Below are 22,356 nucleotides of genomic sequence, written 5' to 3' on the forward strand. Positions count from 1 at the left end.
ATTCACTTCAGTATATTAGCCGTCCTATAAAAATATGCAGTGATAAAGCTCCACGATCAATATTTTAAACCTTTTATAAGCGAAGCGCAAATCTTGACAGCTGTACAAGAACTTGCTGATAAAATTGCGCTTGATTATAAAGATGAGACTCCAATTTTTGTTGGTGTGCTTAATGGTGCATTTATGTTCGTTGCTGATTTTTTAAAGGCATACCAGCACCCATGTGAGGTTTCATTTGTGAAAATGAGCTCATATGGCGGTTTAACCTCTACTGGTATTGTTGAAACTTTATTAGACGTTTCTGAGAATATTGAAGGTAGAAGTGTGATTATTTTAGAAGATATTATTGATACTGGTCGCACACTTCAAGAATTAATTCACATGTTCTCAAACATTAATGTGAAAGAATTTAAAATTGCTAGCCTTTTTTATAAGTCAGAAATTTACAATGGTGAATATGCAATTGATTACGTAGGTATTGAAATACCTGATAAATTTATTGTAGGTTACGGACTCGATTATAATGAACTGGGGCGTAATTTAAAAGAAGTATACCAGCTAAACCATAAACATATGATTAATTTAGTACTATTCGGTAAACCGGGCGCAGGTAAAGGCACTCAAGCTGAATTTTTAAAAGAAAAGTATAACTTAAAACATATTTCTACAGGAGATTTGTTTCGTTATAATATGAAGAATGATACTGATTTAGGTAAGTTGGCAAAATCATATATTGATAAAGGTGATTTGGTACCCGATGAGGTTACAATTAAAATGCTTGAAGATGCAGTAGATAGTAATCCTGATGCCAGCGGATTCATTTTTGACGGTTTCCCTAGAACAACTGCACAAGCTGAGGCTTTAGACAAGTTCTTATCTACTAAAGAAATGAGAATTAATGCCACTATCGCTTTAGAGGCAAATGATGAAATCTTAATTCAAAGACTTTTAGAGCGCGGTAAGGTAAGTGGTCGTAGTGACGATCAAGATGAAAGTAAGATTCGTAATCGTTTTGATGAATACAATCAAAAAACAGCTCCACTAAAAGATTTTTACGGAGCACAGGGTAAGTTTCACAGTGTCAATGGTATTGGTGCTATTGATGAAATTACCATGCGCTTAGGTAAAGTTATAGAAGAGCTATAGTATTTGAATCGGGTACGAATAGATTTTCGAATATATAATTCGCGTTAAACCATAAATTTTTTCAATGACCGAAGGTAATTTTGTTGATTACGTTAGAATTCGTGCTGAATCTGGTAATGGGGGTAAAGGCTCTGTGCATTTACATCGCGAAAAATTCATTACCAAAGGCGGTCCAGATGGCGGCGATGGTGGTAGAGGAGGTCATATAATTATTCGTGGCAATCAAAATCTTTGGACTTTAGTAGGGTTTAAATTCAAAAGACATTTTAAAGCAGGTCATGGAGGTCATGGATCAAAACAGCGCAGTTCTGGATCTGATGGTGAGGATGTTTATTTGGATGTGCCGTTAGGTACTGTCTTCAAAAATGCGGAAACAGAAGAGGTTATGTTTGAGATTACCGAGCATGGTGAAGAAAGAGTATTGATTGAAGGCGGAATGGGAGGCCGAGGGAATTGGCATTTTAAAACTTCTACAAATCAAACTCCCCGATATGCACAATCAGGTGTTGCTGGTCAAGAAGTTGAAGTAATATTAGAGTTGAAAGTATTAGCTGATGTGGGCTTAGTAGGTTTTCCCAATGCAGGAAAATCAACATTACTTTCTGTTGTTACCACAGCAAAACCAAAAATTGCCGATTATGAGTTTACAACTTTGAAACCAAATTTAGGTATTGTTCAGTGCCGAGATTTTCAAAGTTTTGTAATGGCCGATATTCCAGGTATTATCGAAGGAGCTGCCGAAGGTAAAGGTCTTGGGTATTATTTTTTACGTCATATTGAACGTAATGCAACCCTTTTGTTTATGGTGCCTGCTGATAGTGATGATATTGGTAAAGAGTATAATATTCTTTTAAGCGAATTACGGCGCTATAACCCTGAATTACTAGATAAAGAACGGCTTGTTGTCATTTCTAAAAGTGATATGTTAGATGATGAATTGATACAAGAGATTCGGGTTGAATTAGATAAAGAATTGAAGAACGTACCATATATGTTTATCTCATCAGTAGCACAGAAAGGTATAACTGAATTGAAAGATAGGCTTTGGGCTATGTTGAACAATTCATCGAATTAAAGCTTAATATACCTATTCAGGTTCCTTTTTTCATTATTTTTACCTACTATCAATAACTACTTTGTCCCATATTTAAAGGGGATTTGTGGTATAAAAAGATGTGATGCGACTTATACTTAGTTTCTTCCTTTTAGTTCTTTGCACTTCGTGTGGGGCTACTAAGGTGAACTATGATTTTGATAAGGATACCGATTTCACAAACTATACTACATATAACTACTATTCTGATTTAAATACTGGTTTAAGTGAACTTGATGAAAAACGGTTGCTCAATATTATGGATATAACCTTGCAAATTAAAGGTATGGTATATTCAGAGGAGCCTGATTTTTTAATCAATATTACAAGTGAATCATTTCAAGCACCACAGAATTCTTCAATTGGAGTAGGGGTTGGTAGTGGCGGAAGAAATATAGGTGGCGGCGTTTCAGTCGGTATACCAGTTGGGCAAAATAAGCTGCAACGAAAAATTCGTTTTGATTTTGTTGATGCAAAAAGAGACCAGCTTTTTTGGCAGGCGAATTGTCAAAATACGTATAAAGAAAATGTTCCTCCGGCTATTCGAGAAGAAAATTTAGCTGAATTGGTTGATAAAATGCTTTCAAAATATCCCCCGAAATCAAGCAAATAAAAACGTTTTCCGTTAAGAAAACAATCTCCTATATTTTTTAATAAAGCAATTCTTTGTACTGGTTTTTATAACCAAATAACATTACAATATTTAATAATAGTAGAACTATAGCTCCGTAAATGTCACCTGGTGATATAGTTGCATGAAATAGTACAGCATTTATTGAAACGCTCATCAAAATTATCATTAGTAACGCTGCAAACTTATTAAAGATTAGCGTTAAACCAGCAACTAATTCAACAAGGCCAACGAGGTATATTGTATTAGTATTCATTAATGCGCCCATGTAATTAAGTACGGCATCTGAAAAAGCAACTTCTGGTTGAGGCATAAAATGAAAAAATTTTTCGGATCCAAAGATTACTAATAAAACACCGAAAATAATTCTTAGTACCATAAATAGTTTTGTGTTCATAACAGTAAGGTTTTGAGTTGATTACATTTTAAATGTAGTAAAAAAAAAGAATAAATGTATAATTGTAACGTACTTTAAGAAAGAATTGAACTTGGCCTTATTTTCGCTTTACTTTTACAACATAAGTCGCAATAATAGCGTCTGCTACTTGTATATGTACATCAAAGACACCTGTTTTGGTAAAAACATGATCTAGAAGTAGTTTGTTCTGTTCGGTTGTTATCTTCGGAATTGTACTTCTATTTCCATTACCAGCATCAATTTGCAGCTGAACATTATCAGCAATTTCTCCATCAATTGATTCTATTGTAAATACTACAGTCTTATTCTTAACAGTTTCAAACCTCATATGCTCTGGTGTTAGTGGAATAATCTGAGGGTTGAAAGCTTCTTTGTAGACTATGGGTCCTTTTATGTATTCGTTAAAACTTGGTGGTTTATTTAAAAGTGTCCATTTTAACTCTAGCGGATAATGATTTTTAACAAATACGCGAGGGTCCGCCAAAAAGTAGCCATCAAAATAATTGCTTTCAAATTGTGGTCCATCCTCCTCTAATATAATTCTGCCAGCAGACCAAGTAGGGTCACATAAATACCATTTGCCGTTTAATTCAATGGCATTCCATGAGTGATTTGGTAAACTATTTGCGTCTAAAGTTAAAGTGGCTGTACGGCCAAAACCATCTATAATTTTACAATTAAGGCCTGCTAAATCTGCTAATTCCCGTAATAAAAAGGCATACCCAGTACAGGCTGTTTTTCGTTCTTTTACTAATTTGTTTAAAACTTTGGGTACATGGTTTTTATTCCACTCAAGCAATGCATCTCTATCTTTAGCTAGCTTTTTACGCTTTTTAGTGGTTCTTAAGTAAGAGCTGTAATCATTTTCAATATTCATACAAACCCAAGTGTAAATTGACCTGAATTTTTCAACATCTAATTTTAAATCTTTGGTAAGTTTATGGCTAAGAATTGGAAAGTTTTTTAAACTTTCGCCATAATATAGTTGCGCAATACTATCTGCTTTATTAAAATTTGCGGTATCAAAATCAGTTCGCTGACAGTATGCCAACGAACTGATTAAAAATAGAATTGTGAAGGCAATTCTCATTTTTTGAAGGCCGAAGTCAACTTATGAAAAATGCCACGTTTTGTTTTATAAGGGCCATCAATTACAACTTCACCCATAAGCTCTACGTCATATGAATCAAAAGTAATTTTGATGTCTACTGTTTCTGAATTACTCTCAGTTACTTTGTACTGTTTCGTTTCATAACCGATATAGCTGAAAATTAAAATGTCGCCAACGTCTAAAGCCGATGGGAATTCAAATTTACCATCAATGTCTGTAATGACTCCTTCCGAAGTGCCTTTCAAAACAACATTTACACCGGGTAGTGGTACGTTTTCTTCGTCAAGTACGGTACCGGTGATTGTGTGTTGGTCTATGACAATTGTTTCAGTTGTGGTGAGCCTATTATCAATACGAATCTCAGTTTGAACGGTTGTTTCTAAACTTGCTAATTCTTGTGCTTGTGAATTAGAAGTAGCACAAAATGCAAATAATGAAAGGCCCATGATGCCAAAGCGCTTTGATATTGAATTGGTATGTATCATAGTTAGTGCGTTTTTTTCATAATTTTTGAGTTGCGAAGATTTGAATTTACCACAAATTTTATCGGAACCATCAGTCAGTACTTTGATTAATTCAAACTCGTTCATTGTAGTAAAATCAATTACTTCTTTTTTACAAGCGTTGCAAAATCCTCCCTTTTTTGTTATACTAAAATTATTAAATTTTTTTGTACAAGGTTTTTCAATTGAAATCTGTATTGCATTTTTCATATTATTTGGTTTATGATTATAGCTCTAAACTATAGTTATAAACCAGTAAATAAAAAGTGAAATTAGGCTATGTATACTTTCAATGAGTTAACTAGTTAATTTGATAAATATGAAACAAAAAATTTAGTCAACTTCAACGCGAACACCTTCTGAATGACTTGAGAATTCAGGTGCATACATACTTTGAATAGTAGTTATGCCATTGCTAAATTCACCAGCATTGTTTACCCGTATATCATATTCAAAAACATACACGCCTTTAGGTAAAAAGTCAATAAAGAAATTGGTGCTTGCATCTTTTGTGTTTTCATAATAGCCAAGACCATCTTGCCATTTGTACGTCGAAATTACGTTGGTGGGTTCAAAGCCAGCAGCACGCATATCTTTCATATGAATAAATTCCATATCACGATCCGATTTTAATTCAATGCGCACCCGAACCAAATCACCAACTTTTAAATCTGTGCTTTTAGTAATTTCAGCTAATTCTTCACCTGTATCGGTATTCTTTTTTAAGAAAAGTTTTTTCTTCAACTTTAATGGAGTTTCTGCAGATGTTATCTTGTCTAAGTCCTCAAAATATTGCCAGTACATAGCGCCCCATGCAATACCTTCTCCTTTTTTTGTAATCTGAACTTCTGCCATTTTGGGTGTAATTTCAGAGCCATTCCATGCGGTTTTGTAGTACCCAGTACCTGCTTCTATTTTTACATTTTCTAATTTGGAAGGTTCAATTTTTTCACCACCTACTAGAACTGCTACAGCATCAGAAACGGAAAGCCAATCGCTGCCTTGTAGCAATAGAGCATAAACTGCTTCGGTTGTAGCTTTGGTAGTACTCCACTGATTGGTTTGTTTATTCTTCAGTAACCAAATTTTCAGATTGTCAATCGTATTAATATCGTTTTCAATTTCTCCAAAAGCTTCAATCATCAAAGCCTGAGTTTCAATTGGTGCTTGATACCAATACCATGAAGCGGTATTTTCCTTCCAATACATGCCCAATTCTTCCGATGTAATACTATTCTCTTTCAAAGACCTCAGTATTTTTGAAGCTGTTTTTACATCCTCATTTCTATGGAGGATTAATGCTAGCATTCCTTTAGAATATAAACCACGGTTCATCCAGTATTTCTGAGCCTGATCATTGTAGTAGGATGTTATTTCTTTGACATTTTTGCTAGAAGGTACATCTGCAAAGAAACTACGCATGTATAAATAGTGAATTTGTGTTTGGCTTAAATGATCGTTTTTTAAATTAGAAGTATATCGCTTCATTCTATTGTATTCATCAACAAATTGAGCATCTAAATAAGCAATTGCTTTTTTGATCATTTGTTGCGTTTCTGCATCATTTGATGTAACAGATAGTTTTTTCAAATGTCCGAAACCAGCAATGATATGCTGCGTGATAAAACGATTATCAGGTCCGCCGCTAAACCAAGGCCAAGCACCAGAAGACTTTTGATTGTTTTGCAACTTTCGCAAAGCATTCGCTCTTTCGTTTTTCATTTTGTCTAAATTGAACAAAAGTGCGATTCGTTTTTTCTGTTCGGTTTCAGACTGGGCATCGCGTAACCACGGCGTTTCTTGAATCAACAATGATTTCAATTCTTGATTTTTTTCAAGGTTACTCAAAAGTGCATCTGAATTTCGCCATTGATCAAATACCTCTTGAATACGCGGATTTGAATTAGCAATATGGCTTGCTAAAGTATTTGCATAATATCTAGAAAACATTTGCTCATTACAATCGTGTGGGTACTCAATTAAATAGGGGAGTGCCTGCACCGCATACCATGCAGGGTTGCTAGTCATTTCTAGAGTCAACTTATGATGTTTTAGCGAAGTTGACGAGTTGTTCTTCAGTTTGTCTAGTATAAAAGTTTTAGCTTGATTACTGCGTACCCACATCGGCAGGGTTTCTGTGACCAACATTCTATTGGTCAAAACAGGTAATAAATTCTGCTCTCCGTCACTAAAGTCTCCTGCTTTCGCAATTACTTTGTATTGTAGGGCCTGCAAATTCTCGGGAATCTTCAATCGCCAAGAAACTTGAGTATTGCTTAAAGAATCTACTTGAAAGTTACCTTCAGCCTTTGGCATCTCTCCCGAAGGGGGAGAAATCAATAGTTTTTTTGTAACATCTTTTCCTGTTACTACATCGATCAATTCAAGTGATGCAATACCTGATAAATTCATATCGGTAAGATTGGCAACTTTGGAGCTGATTACAATTTCATCCCCTTCTCTAAGAAAACGTGGCGCATTGGGTATAAACATCAATTCTTTTTGAGTGACTGTTTGCTTTGTGGTATAGATGCTTTGTAAATCTTTGGTATGCGCCAACAATTGCAAATTCCATTTGGTTAATGCTTCTGGAGTTGTAAAATTGAAGCTAATGTTTCCATCTTTGTCCGTTTGTAACTGCGGAAAGAAAAAGGCAGTTTCTTGCAAGTTTTTACGAATCTGGACTTCCTCAGAATTGTCATCTGATTCTTTGTTATTTTCCAAGGATTCTTCAGAAACTTCAGTAGCTGCGGCGGTAATGCTTTTCTTTTTTTTAGAACCATATCCGGTAATAACAACTTCATCTAAAGATGCATTGTCTTCCATAATCATTTCAGATTCTGGTGCGTTAGCAGCCATTCTCTTGTAGGCAACAGCACTTTCTCTAAATCCTCCGAAATTATGACCACTATTAAAATAAAAATAAAACCAATTGAAAGAATCAAAACGCTGCTGGGTATAACTCTGTATTCCGTTAGTATCGTAGTATACACTAAATGAAGCAGTGCCAAAACTGCGTTGTGCATTGCTGTATGTTGATGCGTAATATGTTGGTCGGTAAATAGGATTGAACCCCCAGTAGTGTCCTCTAAAAGCATCTAAAGAAGCATCGTACATACTCGCCAATAATTCAGCGGCTACTTTTTCACCTTTCGAACCTTTTATCTTAAACGACCATGATTCATCAGTACCTGGTTTTAACTTATCACGAAAAGTTAAAGTTTCTATTTCAAGATTTTTTTGAGGATATGGCACAGCGATATTTTGGCTACCTGAGTGATATTCATTAAAAGCAGAATAACTATAATTGATTGAAAATCCGCCTAAATCATCGGTTGTAATGGGTACACTAAAAGTTTTAGAATCATTATTAAGATGAATCAGTTTAGTGTCTATTATATTATGATTTTTTTCAACAAAAACAGTAATGTCTAAATCTTTAACGCTACTTAAAAGTGTTATCTCAACTTTATCTCCAATGGCATAACTCTGCTTATCAGTCTTGATTTGAAAAAGTTGGTTGTCAGCAAGTTTCTTGTCGTTATGACTAAATAGGGTAGTGTAAATTATATCTTTTACGTCTAGGCCAAACTTATCTTTCGTTTCAAGTTCAATGACATATTTACCAGACATCCATTTTTTCAGGTTACCCAAATTTACTTCCGTTGATTCACCCGTATCAAAAGTTGATTCCCAAACCAAATTTCCTTTTTTCCATTGGGCGTAGTCATGTTCATTTGAATATGCATCATGCGGATAAATATTTTTAAATTCCTCTTTTGAAAAACCTTGGTAATCTGGTGCTACCCAAGGTCTACTGCGCAATACATTTTCTGGAGGCGTTAATTTGTACATTTTTAAACTACCTTTTGCAGGCACCGATTGTCCGTTGAGGTTGCTAGTTGAAACTGATAAATCAATAGTTTCTGCCTCTTTATCAAGTGGGTCAGGTAAATACATATTTGCAGTCATGGTATGGTAACCGACGCGAACAGTTGTTGTAGTGCTGTGCGTTTCTCCATTTATATCAGTAACGTCTGCCGTTACCTCATAGCTGAAAGTTGGTAAATCTTTGGCTTTGCTATTATTCTCAGGTAATGCCTTAAAGTTAATTTCATATTTCCCTGAAGCATCTGTTTTTGTTTCTCCATGGGCAATTTCTTGCGGCGTACTATTAAAATAGGGCCTAGACCAATAGTACCAACGCGGGAAGTAAACTACTCGTTTTACTCTGTACACCACATTCGCATCTGTAATAGAACTACCGGCGTACGCGGTTGCAATTCCATTAACGGTTACACTATCATTAACCTTAAACGTATCAGTAATGGGTTCAAAAGAAGTTTCAAATTTTGGTCGTTTATATTCTTCAACTGAGAAATTTGTAGCACCTGACAAAGCAAGTTTCTTTGAATTTATTTGAATAGAAAAGTTTCCTGTAAGACCGTTTGATGGTAAAATAAATTCTCCTGAAAACGAACCATATTCATTAGTCTCGAACTGCTGTGATGAAACCTCTTGATAGTTAACATCTTTCAAAATCACATTTACCCTGGCATTTTCTAAAACGGTTGACTTACCCAATTCTCTTTTAATTGCAATTCCTTTAAAAAATAAGGGTTGGCCAGGGCGATAAATACTTCGATCCGTGAAAATAAAGGCCTTATAATCACTCGTAAATTTTCCTTGTTTATACTTTTTACTTACATAAAAGTCATTATAATATGCTGTTTCTTTTTTATGATTTATATGAATACTTAGATCGTTCCAGTTTTCTTTGGTTAAAGGGATAGAAACCATTCCCATTTTATCACTTATAAAAGTTTTGTTTTTATGAGCTCCGTCATGTCGAACTTGATAACGGAATTTTAAATTGGCTCCTGAAATTGGCGAGCCATTGTTTCTATCAATAACCTGAAAGTTTTGGTGAGTGGCTGTTCTAGTCTCAACCAATGCAAAGTCGGTTACTTGAACCGGACTATAAGCAAAAGTGCCATATTTGTTTTCTTTGGGCATTGCCAAAATAACGTACTGGTCATTTGGCAGGGCAGGTAAGATAATTTCAGTACTATGTTCTTGATAGTCTTTTTCATTTTTTAATGGAGCCTCCCATTCTTTTATGATAGGTAACTTTTTAAGGAATGCTAATTTCTTCGGATGTTCCCAAATGTCATCTAATTTTTCAAGTTGATCCTGCGAAATTTTTCTAGCCGACAATTGTAAAAGATTGTGATTTTTGTAATGTACCAATAAGCGGGAAGGCGTATTTACCGGAATATGTTGCTCATTTTTTAATCGTAAAGTCTCTGCTAAGATTTGAGATTTTAACGATTTACATTTATCAGCACTCTTACTTTCAGGATATTTTTCTAAAACAGATTCGCAAATTTCTAGCGCTTCTTTTAATTTCCAACGATTTGATATGTCACCAGTTGGATTATAAGATTGCCCCATATTTTTATACAACCAAGCTATTTCATATTGATACAGCGCCGCATTTTCATTTTGTTTTAATGCTTCAACTGAATTGGTTAAAACTTCAAAATAAAGTTCATTTTTATTTTCAAAAACAGCGTTTTCATAAATAAATTTTAATCGCTCAATGTCAATATAAATAAGGGCTTCATTTTTTGAATCGTCTATATGATGTTGTAAAAGCTGCTGGTATATTTGTAGCGCTTTCCGTTGCGTTGAGGTTTGATCAGTAGTGTCAATTTCAAGTTTTGTAAACTGAAATGCTTCACAAAGTAGCTGTGGATTATCTATTTCGAATTTATCAGCAGGGCGAGTGATATTTGTTTCATTGGTTTGATAAAATTCAAGGGCCGAATGTGATAATAAATCTAACAGCGATGGACGGTAAATTTCAGAGCCTTTATGTTTGTTTAAAATAACATCAAAAGTTGACGATGCTATATCTCGTAGGCCCTCTTCGTTTTTAAGTGAGGCATCAAAATGAATTTTAATTTCTTGAAATAGGGTGTTTAAATCCCAGGTGCGAAAATCATCTTGGTCAACTTTAGTTTCAGTTTTGGTACGGTTATAAAATTGATATTGATTGTCTTGAAAAAAGTCCCAATATAAATTTGCCAAATAGCTTTCTAAAATATTTTTGGTTGGAAACTCAGCTTTATCAATTTCTGTTTTAAAATCATTTACAATTTTTAATCGTGCATCTTCTTCTAAAATAAGTACATATTTTGATTGGTGCAGTAAGGCTTTAATTATTTGCGGACCATTTTTTTCTTCTTTCGCCTTAGTAGCAATTGTTCTAACAATTTTAAGTGCAGACGTTGTTAATTCTTCATTTTCAAGTTTTTCAACTGGATTCCAAAGAGAAGTATAAGTTTCGCTATTTTCTTGAGCCATAGTTAATTGTGCAAATAGAATTATGGTTATAAGCAATACAGCATTTTTCATCTTTTATTTATTTAATACGAATTCAGCCCAAAAAGTAGAATGTTCTAAATGAATCAGCTGAGTTCAATTACAAAGGTAAAGGCAAAGATGATTCCATAATTCACTTCAAACAATTAAAAATGAGTGAAGTGCTATTTTGGGTTAGGAAAAAGGATAAATGAGCTTTTAAAGTGATTTTAATAATCCGCCATCAATAGGAATTTGAACTCCCGTGATATATGCAGCTTTTTCAGATGCTAAAAAAGTAGCTAAATATCCGTATTCATTAGGGTCTCCAATGCGTTGAACCGGCACTCTAGATTCCATTTCTGAGCGGACTTCATTTTGAGAAATTCCTAATTGCTCTGCTTTTTTAGCATTTAGTTGTGTTATACGTTCAGTGTCAAAATACCCGGTAAGTATACTGTTAACGGTTATTTGATTTTTACCGACATCATTAGCTAATGATTTAGCCCAAGTTACCACAGCGGCCCGAATAGAATTTGATAAGGCTAAATAAGAAAGTGGTTCTTTTACAGAAACAGAAGCAACATTAATTATTCTTCCCCAGTTGTTTTTTTGCATTTGTTTAAGGGCTAATTCAGTTGTAAAAACAACTGTTTTGAATAAAAGGTTAAAAGCTTGTTGGTAATCGTCAATATTTTTTTCTAAAGCACTACCTGCGGCAGGTCCTTGAGTATTATTTATTAAAATATCAACTGAATTAGACTCGAAAAAATTGGAAATTATCTTTTTATATGCTTCAAAATTAGAAAAATCTACTAGTAGGTAATTATGCTTTTGGCCTTGGTCAGTAGGTAATTCAGATAGTATTTTTTGAAGTTTATTTTCATTTCGTGACATGAGTGTAACACTTGCACCACTTTCTGCTAATTGTTGTGCTATTGCTTTACCAATACCACCACTACTTCCACCAACTAATGCTTTTTTTCCTTTTAAAATTATCTTCATAGCGTTTCGATTTGTCTCATCGCGTGAGGTCGAGAGATTTTTGAACAGTTTTTGATTGCAACAGAACCATCAGATTTTTTTCTGAGAATGGTTTTTCACGAAGGTAATCAGAATACTGAGCAATGAAAAGACCCCAACGGTTATATAACCGTTGGGGTCTTGTTACTAACAATATATAAAATGGTGTAGTTTGGGCTTAATTAAGTTTTTATTTCCAATCAACAATTACAAACTCACAACGTCTGTTAATTTCATGTTGTTCTTCAATACACGCTTCTTCTGTTGCACATTTTACAATGGTTTGTGTTTCACCATAGCCTTTAGCTTTTAAGCGTTTTTTGTCAACTCCGCTTTCTACTAAATATTCATAAACAGAATTTGAACGTTTTTGAGAAAGTTCTTGGTTGTAATCATTGTTACCACGAATATCAGTATGCGTGCCAATTTCAAGTTGAATACCTTTATGTTTTTCCAAGATAGTTACTATTTTATCTAGCGTTTCTTTTGATTTAAGACGTATGTACCATAGGTCATAATCAAAGTAAATTTTTGGCTCTGCTTTGATAATTATTCTATCACCATCTCTCTCAATAAGTGGTTCATTAGCAATTGCTTGCTCGATACGATTTTTACGTTCTTGCTCAGCTCTTTCTTTCGCTTTAATTTCTTCTTGCTTTTTAATTTCAGCTTCTTTAATTTTTTCTTCTTCTGCTAAAGCTGCAAGTCGTTTTTCTTCTTCTTTGGCTTTGCCAATATTAATAGCCTCTTGTCGGTCTATTTCAGCAAATGTCAATAATTCTAAAGAACCATCTTTAGTACTGCTTCTTTCATTATCTGTAGTTACCTTTTTTAAGTTTTCCTTGTAGTTCGTTTTTCTACCTACTACCGTATACTCTGTTTCGCAGGTTACCGTAAATTTGAATTCTGCATTTTCAGAAGCTGTTTGCGTTTCAATAATTTCACCAGTACTATCTAATAGATTTAGTTCAGCAAAAGGAATTATTTCTTTAGTAGTCTTATCAGTAATTACACCTGCAATGTATTGTTTACAGTCTTCTATGACTAATGGTTTAGTTTCTAAGAAACGATAAATATCATCACTACCTTTTCCGTCAGGCCTGTTAGATGCAAAGAACCCTTCTTTTGAATTCGCATCCATGGCATATGAAAAGTCATCATAACCTGTGTTTAATGGCTTACCTACATTATCCGGTTTTTGGAATGTGCCGTTTTGTTTTTTTGAAACAAAAACATCTAATAATCCGAAACCTGCATGACCGTTTGATGAAAAATATAAGTTGTTCGATTCATCAACAAACGGAAACTGTTCTTTTCGAGATGTATTAATATCTTTTCCTAAATTTTGTGGTTCACCAAATTCTCCAACTTCATTTATAGCTACAGAATATAAATCTAAAGAACCATGTCCGCCTGGTCTATCTGAAGCAAAATATAATGTGCTTTCAGATGGGTCTAAAGCTGGGTGTTCGGTAGAGAAATCATCTCCGTTAAAGGGTAGTTCTGTAAAATCTTGCCATTTATCATCTTTCCAAGTAGCCTTATAAATTTTTAGTCTAGAAATTTTATCACCGTCTGTACCTCTTTTTCCTTTTAAATAATTATTTCGTGTGAAATAGATGGTTTTTCTATCCTTAGTAATAGCAAAAGTAGCTTCGTGCATTTTTGTATTAATGGTAGAAGAGTAATCTGTACTAATACTGTCACCTAAAGTCAACTCGCTAATTGGGTGCGAATACATATCTAGGTAGTTTTGATTATTCCATCGATATTTTTTTGCACTCAAAGGAATTTTAGATTTTTTGGCTGCTGCATAAACTACGTTATCATCTACTCTCAATGCTCCGAATTCAGAATTAGGAGTATTCAGTGCAACGTTAGTTAATGTAAAACGATCGCCAATTGCATCAACATTTTCTAAATGCTTAAGTTGCCCTTCTAATATTTTTACTTGCTCCGTATCATTTTTAGATGCATAATAGTCCATAAGAACCTCAGTTGCTTCTGCATATTCACCAATAGCTTTAAGCGTTTGGCTATACTTAAAGAAGTAGCTTTCATCTAAATTATCACCATAAACTGAAGTTAGATATGAATACCATTTTGCAGCATTAGGCAGTTGATAGGTATTGTAATAACTGTCAGCCAAGTTTTTTACTACTACTGAGCTTTTATTTGTCTTTGCTAATTCTTCATAAAGAGGAATAGCATCAGTGTAATATGCACGCTCAAAATAAGTATTGGCACGTTTCAAATCATCTTGTGCAAATGATGTTTGAGCACAAATGAGAAACAGAATTGTATATATTATTTTTTTCATAACTTGTTGTCTAGTAGAATCTTGGAGATTTGTCATAACCCTTGTTAAGACCTAATAAATCAAGGTCAAAAAGAATAAATATTTCATGTGAACCCGCGCTAAAGTCACTTAGGTTCGATAAGGTATAATCATAGGCATAACCTATACGAAGTGATGGTAAAACCGTCATATTAAACATTGCGCTAACAGAATCTTCAAGTCTGTATGATGCGCCAACTTCAAAACGATTGTTAAATAATACATTCAAAGAGCCATCAACTGTAAGCGGTGAACCTTTTACAATTTTAGACATTACCGATGGCTTAACTTTTAGGTTATCACTTACCTCAAAAACATAACCTGCTGTTGCAAATACATGCATCACTTCAGATCCAAGCATGCTAACTCCATTTTCAGAATCTATATATTTAGAGGATAGCAAATTAGGAATAGATAGACCTGCGTAAAAATTCTCTCTATTATAGAAAGCACCAATACCGATGTTTGGTAAACTGGTATTTATGTTTTCATTAAAGTTAGGGTCATCTTGTAGTTCAGGAAGTCTGAATCCACTAAAATCAGTTTCAAAATTTGTTACACCTGCTTTAAGACCTAGTGACAGATTACTTACATCGTCTAACTTTAAAATATAGGCAAAGTCGATATACAGATTGTTCTCTTTTACAGCACCATCACCAATTTTATCAGAAATTAATGAAATACCGGTTTCAATTTTTTCGCTAACAGGTACATGTGCGAAAAATGTAAGGGTAGATGGCCCACCTACAGCGCTCACCCATTGTGAACGGTAAAGAGTACCAAAATTCAACCGTCCTAAATCGTTTGTGGTATAGGCAGGATTAACTACGCTCATGTTGTACATGTACTGCGTGTATTGTGGATCTTGTTGTGCACGTAGCGCAAACTGAACGCAGAACAAGAAAATGCTTATGTATATTGTTTTTTTCATCTTAACTGAAGTAAATGATTGGTGTGGTTAGCGGTTTAAATACAATCGACCTTGAATAGGTTCGAAGCCATCTTTGTTATAGTTTACGATGTAATAGTAAATACCGTTAGGTGCTTCACCACTACCTTGGTCGCCATCCCACGCTGGGTTGTCAATATCTCCTTTGAAAACAGAAGTTCCGTAACGGTTGAGTATTTCAAATGTGAACTGAGGAAAAATAAGTTCGATATTCGGAATAAAGTATGTGTCATTTCGTCCGTCTCCATTTGGGGAAAATCCGTCTGGAATAAAAAAGTCATAGGCCACAGGATCACAATTTGATAAATCAACGGTAACTGCTACTCTATCTGGTAGGCTACAACCGGTATCAGGATCAGAGGTTTCTGCGTAATATGTTGTTAACGAAACAAGAAGCTCTGAATCGGCCAAGGGTGTACCATCTTGTGGTTGATCATACCATTGCACATCAAAATCAGTTGAATTTTCTATTTCTCTTAATTGTGCAACACTAGGTTGATCTAACGCACATAACGCTAATGAAGTAAATTGTAGCGAAGCTGATTCTACTGCAACTACGGTTGGAGTTACTTCAACACGATTTGTACTTTCACAACCGCTTGAATATGTATATGTAGCGAAATAACTAGTGCTAGTTGTTAATGCAGTAGTGGCTGCTAATTCTGTTCCTCCTGAGGCTGCATCATACCATAGTACAGTTTCGCCATTTGGGGCATCAACCGGTAAGTCGGCAATAGTTGGATTATCAGATCCACAAAAAATTGGACTTGAATCAGAGGTAGTTGGGTCAGTTGGTGTTATTAATGCCACCGTTACTTGAACTCTAGTAGCAACAATACAGCTGTTGGTTGAATCTGTACTACTTAAAAAATAATCTTCACCATCAATTAGTGCAGTGGTGTCTGGTAATTGATCTGTGCTGTTTTCTGTTTCAAAGAAGGCAACGTTACCTGTTGTTGTGCTTTGAATATCAGCAAGTGTAGGTCCGGGTGCTGTATAATCGTTTGTACAAAAAGTTTGATTGGCTTCAGCAGTGATTGAAGGTGGACCATCAACATCAATGATGCTAAAAGTAGTTTGTGGAGTATTTACCAAATCACAAATTTCAGCACCTGATGAGTCTGTAATTCCGGTTACTACTAAATCTAAAGTTTCATTTACTGGTACATCACTAGGTAATGTCATGGTAAAACTTCCAGAGCCACCATTTAAATCGGCTGCAGATGCTGTTAAGTCGTAATTGCCAGTACTTCCTGTAACTGTGTAATCTATGTCATATGAACCATTTGGTAGTAAAAGTTCATTATAATTAACATTTACAATATAAGGTGAGCCAATACAGTAATCAGCACCAGAAACAGATGCCACAAATGTATTTCTAATTCTAATTGTTGCCGAAACTGTTGCAATGTCACAAACAAGATTAGTCGGTACAATGGAATATTCATAGGTATAAACCCCTGCTCCTGAGGTGTTATAAATATCTTGAATATCAACAAACTGATTCGGAAGGTCAACATCATTTTGACTCCATGTACCATTCATATCTTCACCAACTAGTAAGTTGTGTAGATTAAAATTGGTAAATCCCGAAAAGTCATCCTCAGAACAGAAAATTAAAGTCTCAGGGGTGCCTACAACAGGTACTCTATGTACTTCAAGAATAACAACCGCTTCACGCGCAGGGCAAGAACCAACAGCCATACTGGTATATCTAAATGTATACTCACCAGGTGTAACTTGGGTGGCATCAAAAGTATTATCTGTTAATGCACCTGTAGGCGCATCTTCAGACCAAACACCATTAATATCTTGAACTTGACCATCTTGATTACTTCCTAAGAAGCTATATAGGTTAACATCATTTTCATTATTACAAGCATTGGCTCCACCATCTATATTATCTTGTCCAGGATATCCCCCTAACGATAAAGTAACAATAGCAGATTCTCCACAAAGTGGATTGTCATATTGAAATTGATGTGTTCCTGCAATATAAATTTGCCATAAATCTACTTCACCAGTAGCTTCATTTAAAGCTGTGGAGTTTGATCCTGCAAGTGCTGTCCATGTACCTCCAGCAAGAGGCGTACCCCCTAAAGCTGCAAATAGGTCATAGGTTCTATTGTCTGTATCTTGCTCTTTATTACATACTGTTACTGAATTATCAGCACCAGCACATTGTGCATTCACCTGAGTAAAACTCAAGAAAAATAGAAATACCGACAGAACAAGTATTCTTTTATTAAAATTCTGGTAGGTCATTGTTTTTTGTTTAAAGCCTTCAATTACAGCATACGAACGAACAAAAGTATGCGCCTTGTATTGGTGTTTACAAATAATGTTGTGAAACGTTTAAAAGGTGAGGTGAATCCTACGATTTATGTTAAAATTGATCAAAAACAGACATTTCATCGAAATAATCACACATTTAAACGGATTTTTCCTACAAAAATGAAAAACAGACAAGCTGAAAACATATAATTCAATGATTATATTTGTAGCTTAAAATTCAATAATGAATATTCATTTTATTGCTATTGGCGGTAGTGCCATGCACAACTTAGCATTAGCACTTGAGCATAAAGGTTATAGTATTACAGGTAGTGATGATGTGATTTTTGAACCTTCAAAAAGTAGATTGGCTGAAAAGGGTTTGTTGCCCGAAGCGTTTGGTTGGTATCCAGAAAAAATACATTCAAAGTTAGATGCTGTTATTTTAGGTATGCATGCGAAGCCAGATAATTCGGAGTTATTGAAAGCACAAGAGCTGGGGATAACAATATATTCATATCCTGAGTTTTTATATGAACAATCAAAAAATAAAACGCGTGTTGTAATTGGTGGTAGTCATGGAAAAACAACCATTACATCAATGATATTGCATGTCTTAAATTATCATAATCGTGAGGTAGATTTTATGGTTGGTGCGCAGTTGGATGGTTTTGAGCGTATGGTGCATTTAACTGAAGAGAATGATTTTATAGTTCTAGAAGGTGATGAGTATTTATCATCACCAATTGACAGACGACCAAAGTTTCATTTATACAAACCAAATATAGCTTTGTTAAGCGGAATAGCTTGGGACCATATTAATGTATTTCCAACTTTTGAAAATTATGTAGAACAGTTTTCAATTTTTACCGATAGTATAATAAAAGGCGGAAGCATTACATATAATGTAGAAGACCCAGAAGTTAAAAAAGTTGTTGAAGCTTCAGAGAATGCTATTCGAAAATTGCCATATGAAACTCCTCAATATACAGTTGAAGATGGACAAACACTTTTAGAAACTCCAGAAGGTCCTATGCCAATTGAGGTGTTTGGTAAGCATAATTTAAGCAATCTTGCGGGTGCCAAATGGATTTGTCAAAATATGGGTGTAGATGAAAATGATTTTTATGAAGCCATTGCAACATTTACAGGAGCATCAAAAAGACTTGAAAAAATAGCAGAGAATGATACTTGCGTTGTCTACAAAGATTTTGCGCATTCGCCAAGTAAAGTTGCTGCCACAACAAGAGCTGTAAAAGAACAATACCCAGATAGAAAAGTAATTGCCTGTCTAGAATTACATACGTATAGCAGTTTTAATCCTGAGTTTTTAAAAGATTATAAAGGTGCTCTTGATCCGGCAGATGTTGCTTCAGTATTTTACTTGCCAGAATCAGTTAAAATTAAGAAATTAAAGGAGGTCACGCCAACACAAATTTCAGAAGCATTTCAAAGAACCGATTTAAAAATATTTACAGAGTCTGCAGCTTTTAAAGATTTTGTTTTTAGTCAAGGTTATGAAAACGCTGTGCTTTTATTAATGAGCTCTGGTAATTATGGAGGACTTGATTTACAGCAAATAAAAGAATTAATAGAAGATTAATTTTTCGATGCTAACAGGTATTAATTATTCTGCTAAAACAGTAATTTTCAAAATGCATTTCGAGTGCAAGTGATAAATTACTATTTTTAAGAATGCAAGAAAAGTCAACATCTTTTTCAATAAAAAACTGGTCTGATGCTGACAAGCCTAGAGAAAAATTGGTGCAAAAAGGGCGTTCAGTACTTTCAGATGCTGAATTAATTGCAATATTAATTGGTTCAGGTAGTAGAAATGAAAGTGCTGTTGAACTTTCAAAACGCATTTTGGCATCTGTTCATAATAACCTTAATGAGCTAGGTAAACTTTCTCCCAAACAATTAATGAAATTTAAAGGTATTGGTGAGGCCAAAGCAGTAACAATTGCAGCCGCATTAGAAATGGGAAGGCGCAGAAGAGGTGAGTCCGTTCTAGAAATATCAAAAATTACGAGTAGCAAAGATGCTTTCGAAATTTTAAGTCCGATTATTGGTGAATTAGAGCATGAAGAATTTTGGATATTATATTTAAACAACGCGAATAAGGTTTTGCATATATCTCAATTAAGTAAGGGTGGCCTTACAGGTACATTAGTAGATGTTCGCATTGTGATGAAAAAAGCATTAGAATTGGGTGCAGTAGCACTGATTTTATCTCATAATCATCCTTCAGGCACATTAAAACCGAGTAATGCTGATAAAGAGGTAACCTTAAAATTACAATCGGCAGCTATTGCATTAGACCTAAAAGTTCTTGACCATATAATCGTTACGCAAAAAGACTATTATAGCTTTGCTGATGAAGGTCTTTTGTAAAAAGAGTCAAGTAGTGGTGATCCATTGAAAGTAAAATAAATACCTTCGTAATTGTATTGTTGCTTACCTAAATTACTGAACATTTCTAGCTAGATAAATATGCTACTTGTATATACGCACAAAATAACACCAAGATTCACTTATATAATGAAGCATGTATTTAGCAGAATGCTAGGTATTGAAGTTTTATTTACGATTAAAGTAGAAGATTTTATTAAGCATTCTGGGCCTAAAATTACGTATACCAAGCAGCCACTGCAAAATGAATTCTTTATTAGAAGTAATGATTTATTATTTCAACAAGGAATAAATGATATAGAAATTAATTGTGCGGATTGGAATGGAATTCCCTGTTTTTTTAGAGCAGGTGAACGTAGTGACATGCCTTTTGATATTTTCTCAGCCAGTTTCTATTTGTTGAGTCGATATGAAGAATATATTCCTCATGTAAAAGATATTCATGGTAGGTTTCCTCCAAAAGAAAGCGTAGCCTTCAAAAACGGATTTCTGAAACAACCCGTTGTAGATATTTGGGTTTCAAGATTGTTGCAAGAACTTAAAACTCGTTTTCCTGATTTACAACACAAAGCAAAAGAGTTTAAATATACTTCTGTGATTGATGTCACTACTTCTCATAGTTATGCTTACAGAGGTGTGGTAAGGGGGGGCGCTGCTTTTATTATGGATTTAGGCACCTTAAAATTACGGCGAGTTTTTAATCGATTAGGAGTAGTTTTTGGACAGAAAGATCCTTACGATAATTTCACTACTTTAGTTGAAATACATAAGAAGCATCAAACAAAAAGTATGTTCTTTTTTCAATTTGCAGACTACTCTACTTTTGATAAAAATGTAGCTCCTACCAATAATAAATTTAAATTCTTAATAAAGTCAATGGCAGATTACAGTACCGTTTCATTGGCTGCTTCATATAGTTCATTTGCCAATACTGACTTATTAAAGCGTGAAAAAACAAGACTTGAATCCGTAATAAATAGACCAGTGAATTCCTCTAGAATGCGTTACAATAGAGTAGATATTCCGATGACTTATAGAAATTTAGTGAAAGCGGAATTTAGTGATGATTATACCATGGGCTATACACACGAAGTAGGTTTTAGAGCTGGTACATGTACTCCTTTTTTCTTCTATGATATTAATCTTGAAATTCAACAACCCATACGTGTACATTCATTTGCAGTTCATGATTATTCCCTAGTTAACTTTGACCAAAGTAGTGAAATGATAAAGGTTATTACTGAATTGGCTAGTGAAGTGAAAAAAGTAAAAGGTGACTTTATTACTATTTTTTCTAATGAACTGTTGGGTGGGGAAAACAAAGTAAATTGGCTTACTTTTTATGAATCCGTAATAAGTTCGCAGAATGTTTAGAAACAAAGTAACGGATATCTTTTTCGATCTAGATCATACGTTATGGGATTTTGATAAAAACTCGGCCTTAACTTTTAGTAAGATATTTAAAGAGACAAATATCGATATTGATTTAGACGCGTTTCTTTCAGTATATATTCCTCAGAATCTCGCTTTTTGGAAATTGTATAGAGAAGAAAGAATCAGTAAAAGTGATTTGAGATATCAACGATTAAAAACTGTTTTTGATAAATTGGGGGCTGAGGTTTCAGATAATACTATTAATATATTGTCTAAAGCGTATATTGAGCACCTCTCTTCTTTTAATCATCTTTTGCCTGGTACCACTGAAATATTAGAGTATTTACAACCAAAGTATCGCCTACATATCATAACTAATGGTTTTCATGAGGTTCAGCACAAAAAGATGCGAAACTCAAATATACTCAACTATTTTAATGAGATTATTGATTCAGAAATGGCAGGTGTAAAGAAACCCAATCAACTTATATTTGATTTAGCGTTAAAAAGAGCTAATGTGCAATCATTCAAGGCACTAATGATTGGTGATAATCTAGAAGCCGATATAATGGGGGCAAATGCTGCAGGTTTTCATACGTTACATATTAATTCGCATAAACAACCACAGCATAAAATATGCCCAATCATCGACCATTTACATGAAATAAAATCTTATTTATAGAGTTATACTACGTATAACCAGAATCATTTAGATTTT

General features: G+C 34.4%; 15 protein-coding genes. 7 read left to right on the forward strand and 8 right to left on the reverse strand.

Features of this window, described 5'->3' with window-relative positions:
* Positions 1 to 39 precede the first annotated feature (39 nt).
* From JQC67_RS08055 to JQC67_RS08065, 3 genes are all read left to right on the forward strand, one after another.
* Positions 40 to 1,146, forward strand: coding sequence for an adenylate kinase (locus tag JQC67_RS08055; protein ID WP_203252309.1), 1,107 nt, complete (start codon positions 40 to 42; stop codon positions 1,144 to 1,146).
* Between the two features lie 64 nt (positions 1,147 to 1,210).
* Complete coding sequence (gene obgE, locus JQC67_RS08060; protein WP_203252310.1) at positions 1,211 to 2,221, forward strand: GTPase ObgE; 1,011 nt, start codon at positions 1,211 to 1,213, stop codon at positions 2,219 to 2,221.
* Between the two features lie 103 nt (positions 2,222 to 2,324).
* Entirely contained in the window at positions 2,325 to 2,852 is a 528-nt protein-coding gene (locus tag JQC67_RS08065; RefSeq protein ID WP_203252311.1) for a DUF4136 domain-containing protein, read from the forward strand.
* 37 nt (positions 2,853 to 2,889) lie between these two features.
* Here JQC67_RS08065 and JQC67_RS08070 read toward each other — a convergent pair whose 3' ends face one another.
* From JQC67_RS08070 to JQC67_RS08105, 8 genes are all read right to left on the reverse strand, one after another.
* Complete coding sequence (locus JQC67_RS08070) at positions 2,890 to 3,267, reverse strand: DoxX family membrane protein (RefSeq protein ID WP_203252312.1); 378 nt, start codon at positions 3,265 to 3,267, stop codon at positions 2,890 to 2,892.
* A gap of 97 nt (positions 3,268 to 3,364) precedes the next feature.
* The gene (locus tag JQC67_RS08075) at positions 3,365 to 4,378 is read right to left on the reverse strand and encodes a transglutaminase domain-containing protein (RefSeq protein ID WP_203252313.1); all 1,014 of its coding nucleotides are present in this window, start codon (positions 4,376 to 4,378) and stop codon (positions 3,365 to 3,367) included.
* Positions 4,375 to 5,112 carry a carboxypeptidase-like regulatory domain-containing protein gene (locus JQC67_RS08080; RefSeq protein WP_203252314.1) on the reverse strand — a complete coding sequence of 246 codons (738 nt, stop codon included), beginning with the start codon at positions 5,110 to 5,112 and terminating at the stop codon, positions 4,375 to 4,377. The genes JQC67_RS08075 and JQC67_RS08080 overlap by 4 nt, the downstream gene beginning before the upstream one ends.
* A gap of 123 nt (positions 5,113 to 5,235) precedes the next feature.
* Positions 5,236 to 11,322 (reverse strand): alpha-2-macroglobulin family protein, encoded by a 6,087-nt coding sequence (locus tag JQC67_RS08085; protein ID WP_203252315.1) that lies wholly within the window; start codon positions 11,320 to 11,322, stop codon positions 5,236 to 5,238.
* A 165-nt stretch (positions 11,323 to 11,487) separates the two neighbouring features.
* Complete coding sequence (locus tag JQC67_RS08090) at positions 11,488 to 12,273, reverse strand: SDR family oxidoreductase (protein WP_203252316.1); 786 nt, start codon at positions 12,271 to 12,273, stop codon at positions 11,488 to 11,490.
* Between the two features lie 208 nt (positions 12,274 to 12,481).
* The gene (locus JQC67_RS08095) at positions 12,482 to 14,611 is read right to left on the reverse strand and encodes an OmpA family protein (protein ID WP_203252317.1); all 2,130 of its coding nucleotides are present in this window, start codon (positions 14,609 to 14,611) and stop codon (positions 12,482 to 12,484) included.
* 10 nt (positions 14,612 to 14,621) lie between these two features.
* Positions 14,622 to 15,560 (reverse strand): PorP/SprF family type IX secretion system membrane protein, encoded by a 939-nt coding sequence (locus JQC67_RS08100; RefSeq protein WP_203252318.1) that lies wholly within the window; start codon positions 15,558 to 15,560, stop codon positions 14,622 to 14,624.
* 27 nt (positions 15,561 to 15,587) lie between these two features.
* The gene (locus tag JQC67_RS08105) at positions 15,588 to 17,843 is read right to left on the reverse strand and encodes a gliding motility-associated C-terminal domain-containing protein (protein ID WP_203252319.1); all 2,256 of its coding nucleotides are present in this window, start codon (positions 17,841 to 17,843) and stop codon (positions 15,588 to 15,590) included.
* Between the two features lie 253 nt (positions 17,844 to 18,096).
* Here JQC67_RS08105 and JQC67_RS08110 point away from each other — a divergent pair, with 253 nt between their 5' ends.
* The 4 genes from JQC67_RS08110 to JQC67_RS08125 all read left to right on the forward strand — a co-directional run bounded on the left by JQC67_RS08110 (position 18,097) and on the right by JQC67_RS08125 (position 22,320).
* Positions 18,097 to 19,455, forward strand: a complete 1,359-nt coding sequence (locus JQC67_RS08110) for a UDP-N-acetylmuramate--L-alanine ligase (protein ID WP_203252320.1) — start codon at positions 18,097 to 18,099, stop codon at positions 19,453 to 19,455.
* 92 nt (positions 19,456 to 19,547) lie between these two features.
* Positions 19,548 to 20,246 carry a RadC family protein gene (gene radC / locus JQC67_RS08115; RefSeq protein ID WP_203252321.1) on the forward strand — a complete coding sequence of 233 codons (699 nt, stop codon included), beginning with the start codon at positions 19,548 to 19,550 and terminating at the stop codon, positions 20,244 to 20,246.
* A 147-nt stretch (positions 20,247 to 20,393) separates the two neighbouring features.
* Positions 20,394 to 21,638, forward strand: coding sequence for a polysaccharide deacetylase family protein (locus JQC67_RS08120; protein WP_238934530.1), 1,245 nt, complete (start codon positions 20,394 to 20,396; stop codon positions 21,636 to 21,638).
* Positions 21,631 to 22,320 carry a YjjG family noncanonical pyrimidine nucleotidase gene (locus JQC67_RS08125; RefSeq protein ID WP_203252323.1) on the forward strand — a complete coding sequence of 230 codons (690 nt, stop codon included), beginning with the start codon at positions 21,631 to 21,633 and terminating at the stop codon, positions 22,318 to 22,320. The genes JQC67_RS08120 and JQC67_RS08125 overlap by 8 nt, the downstream gene beginning before the upstream one ends.
* The last annotated feature ends 36 nt before the right edge of the window (positions 22,321 to 22,356 follow it).

The organism is Aurantibacter crassamenti, assembly GCF_016811105.1.
GTDB classification, from domain to species: Bacteria; Bacteroidota; Bacteroidia; order Flavobacteriales; family Flavobacteriaceae; genus Aurantibacter_A; species Aurantibacter_A crassamenti.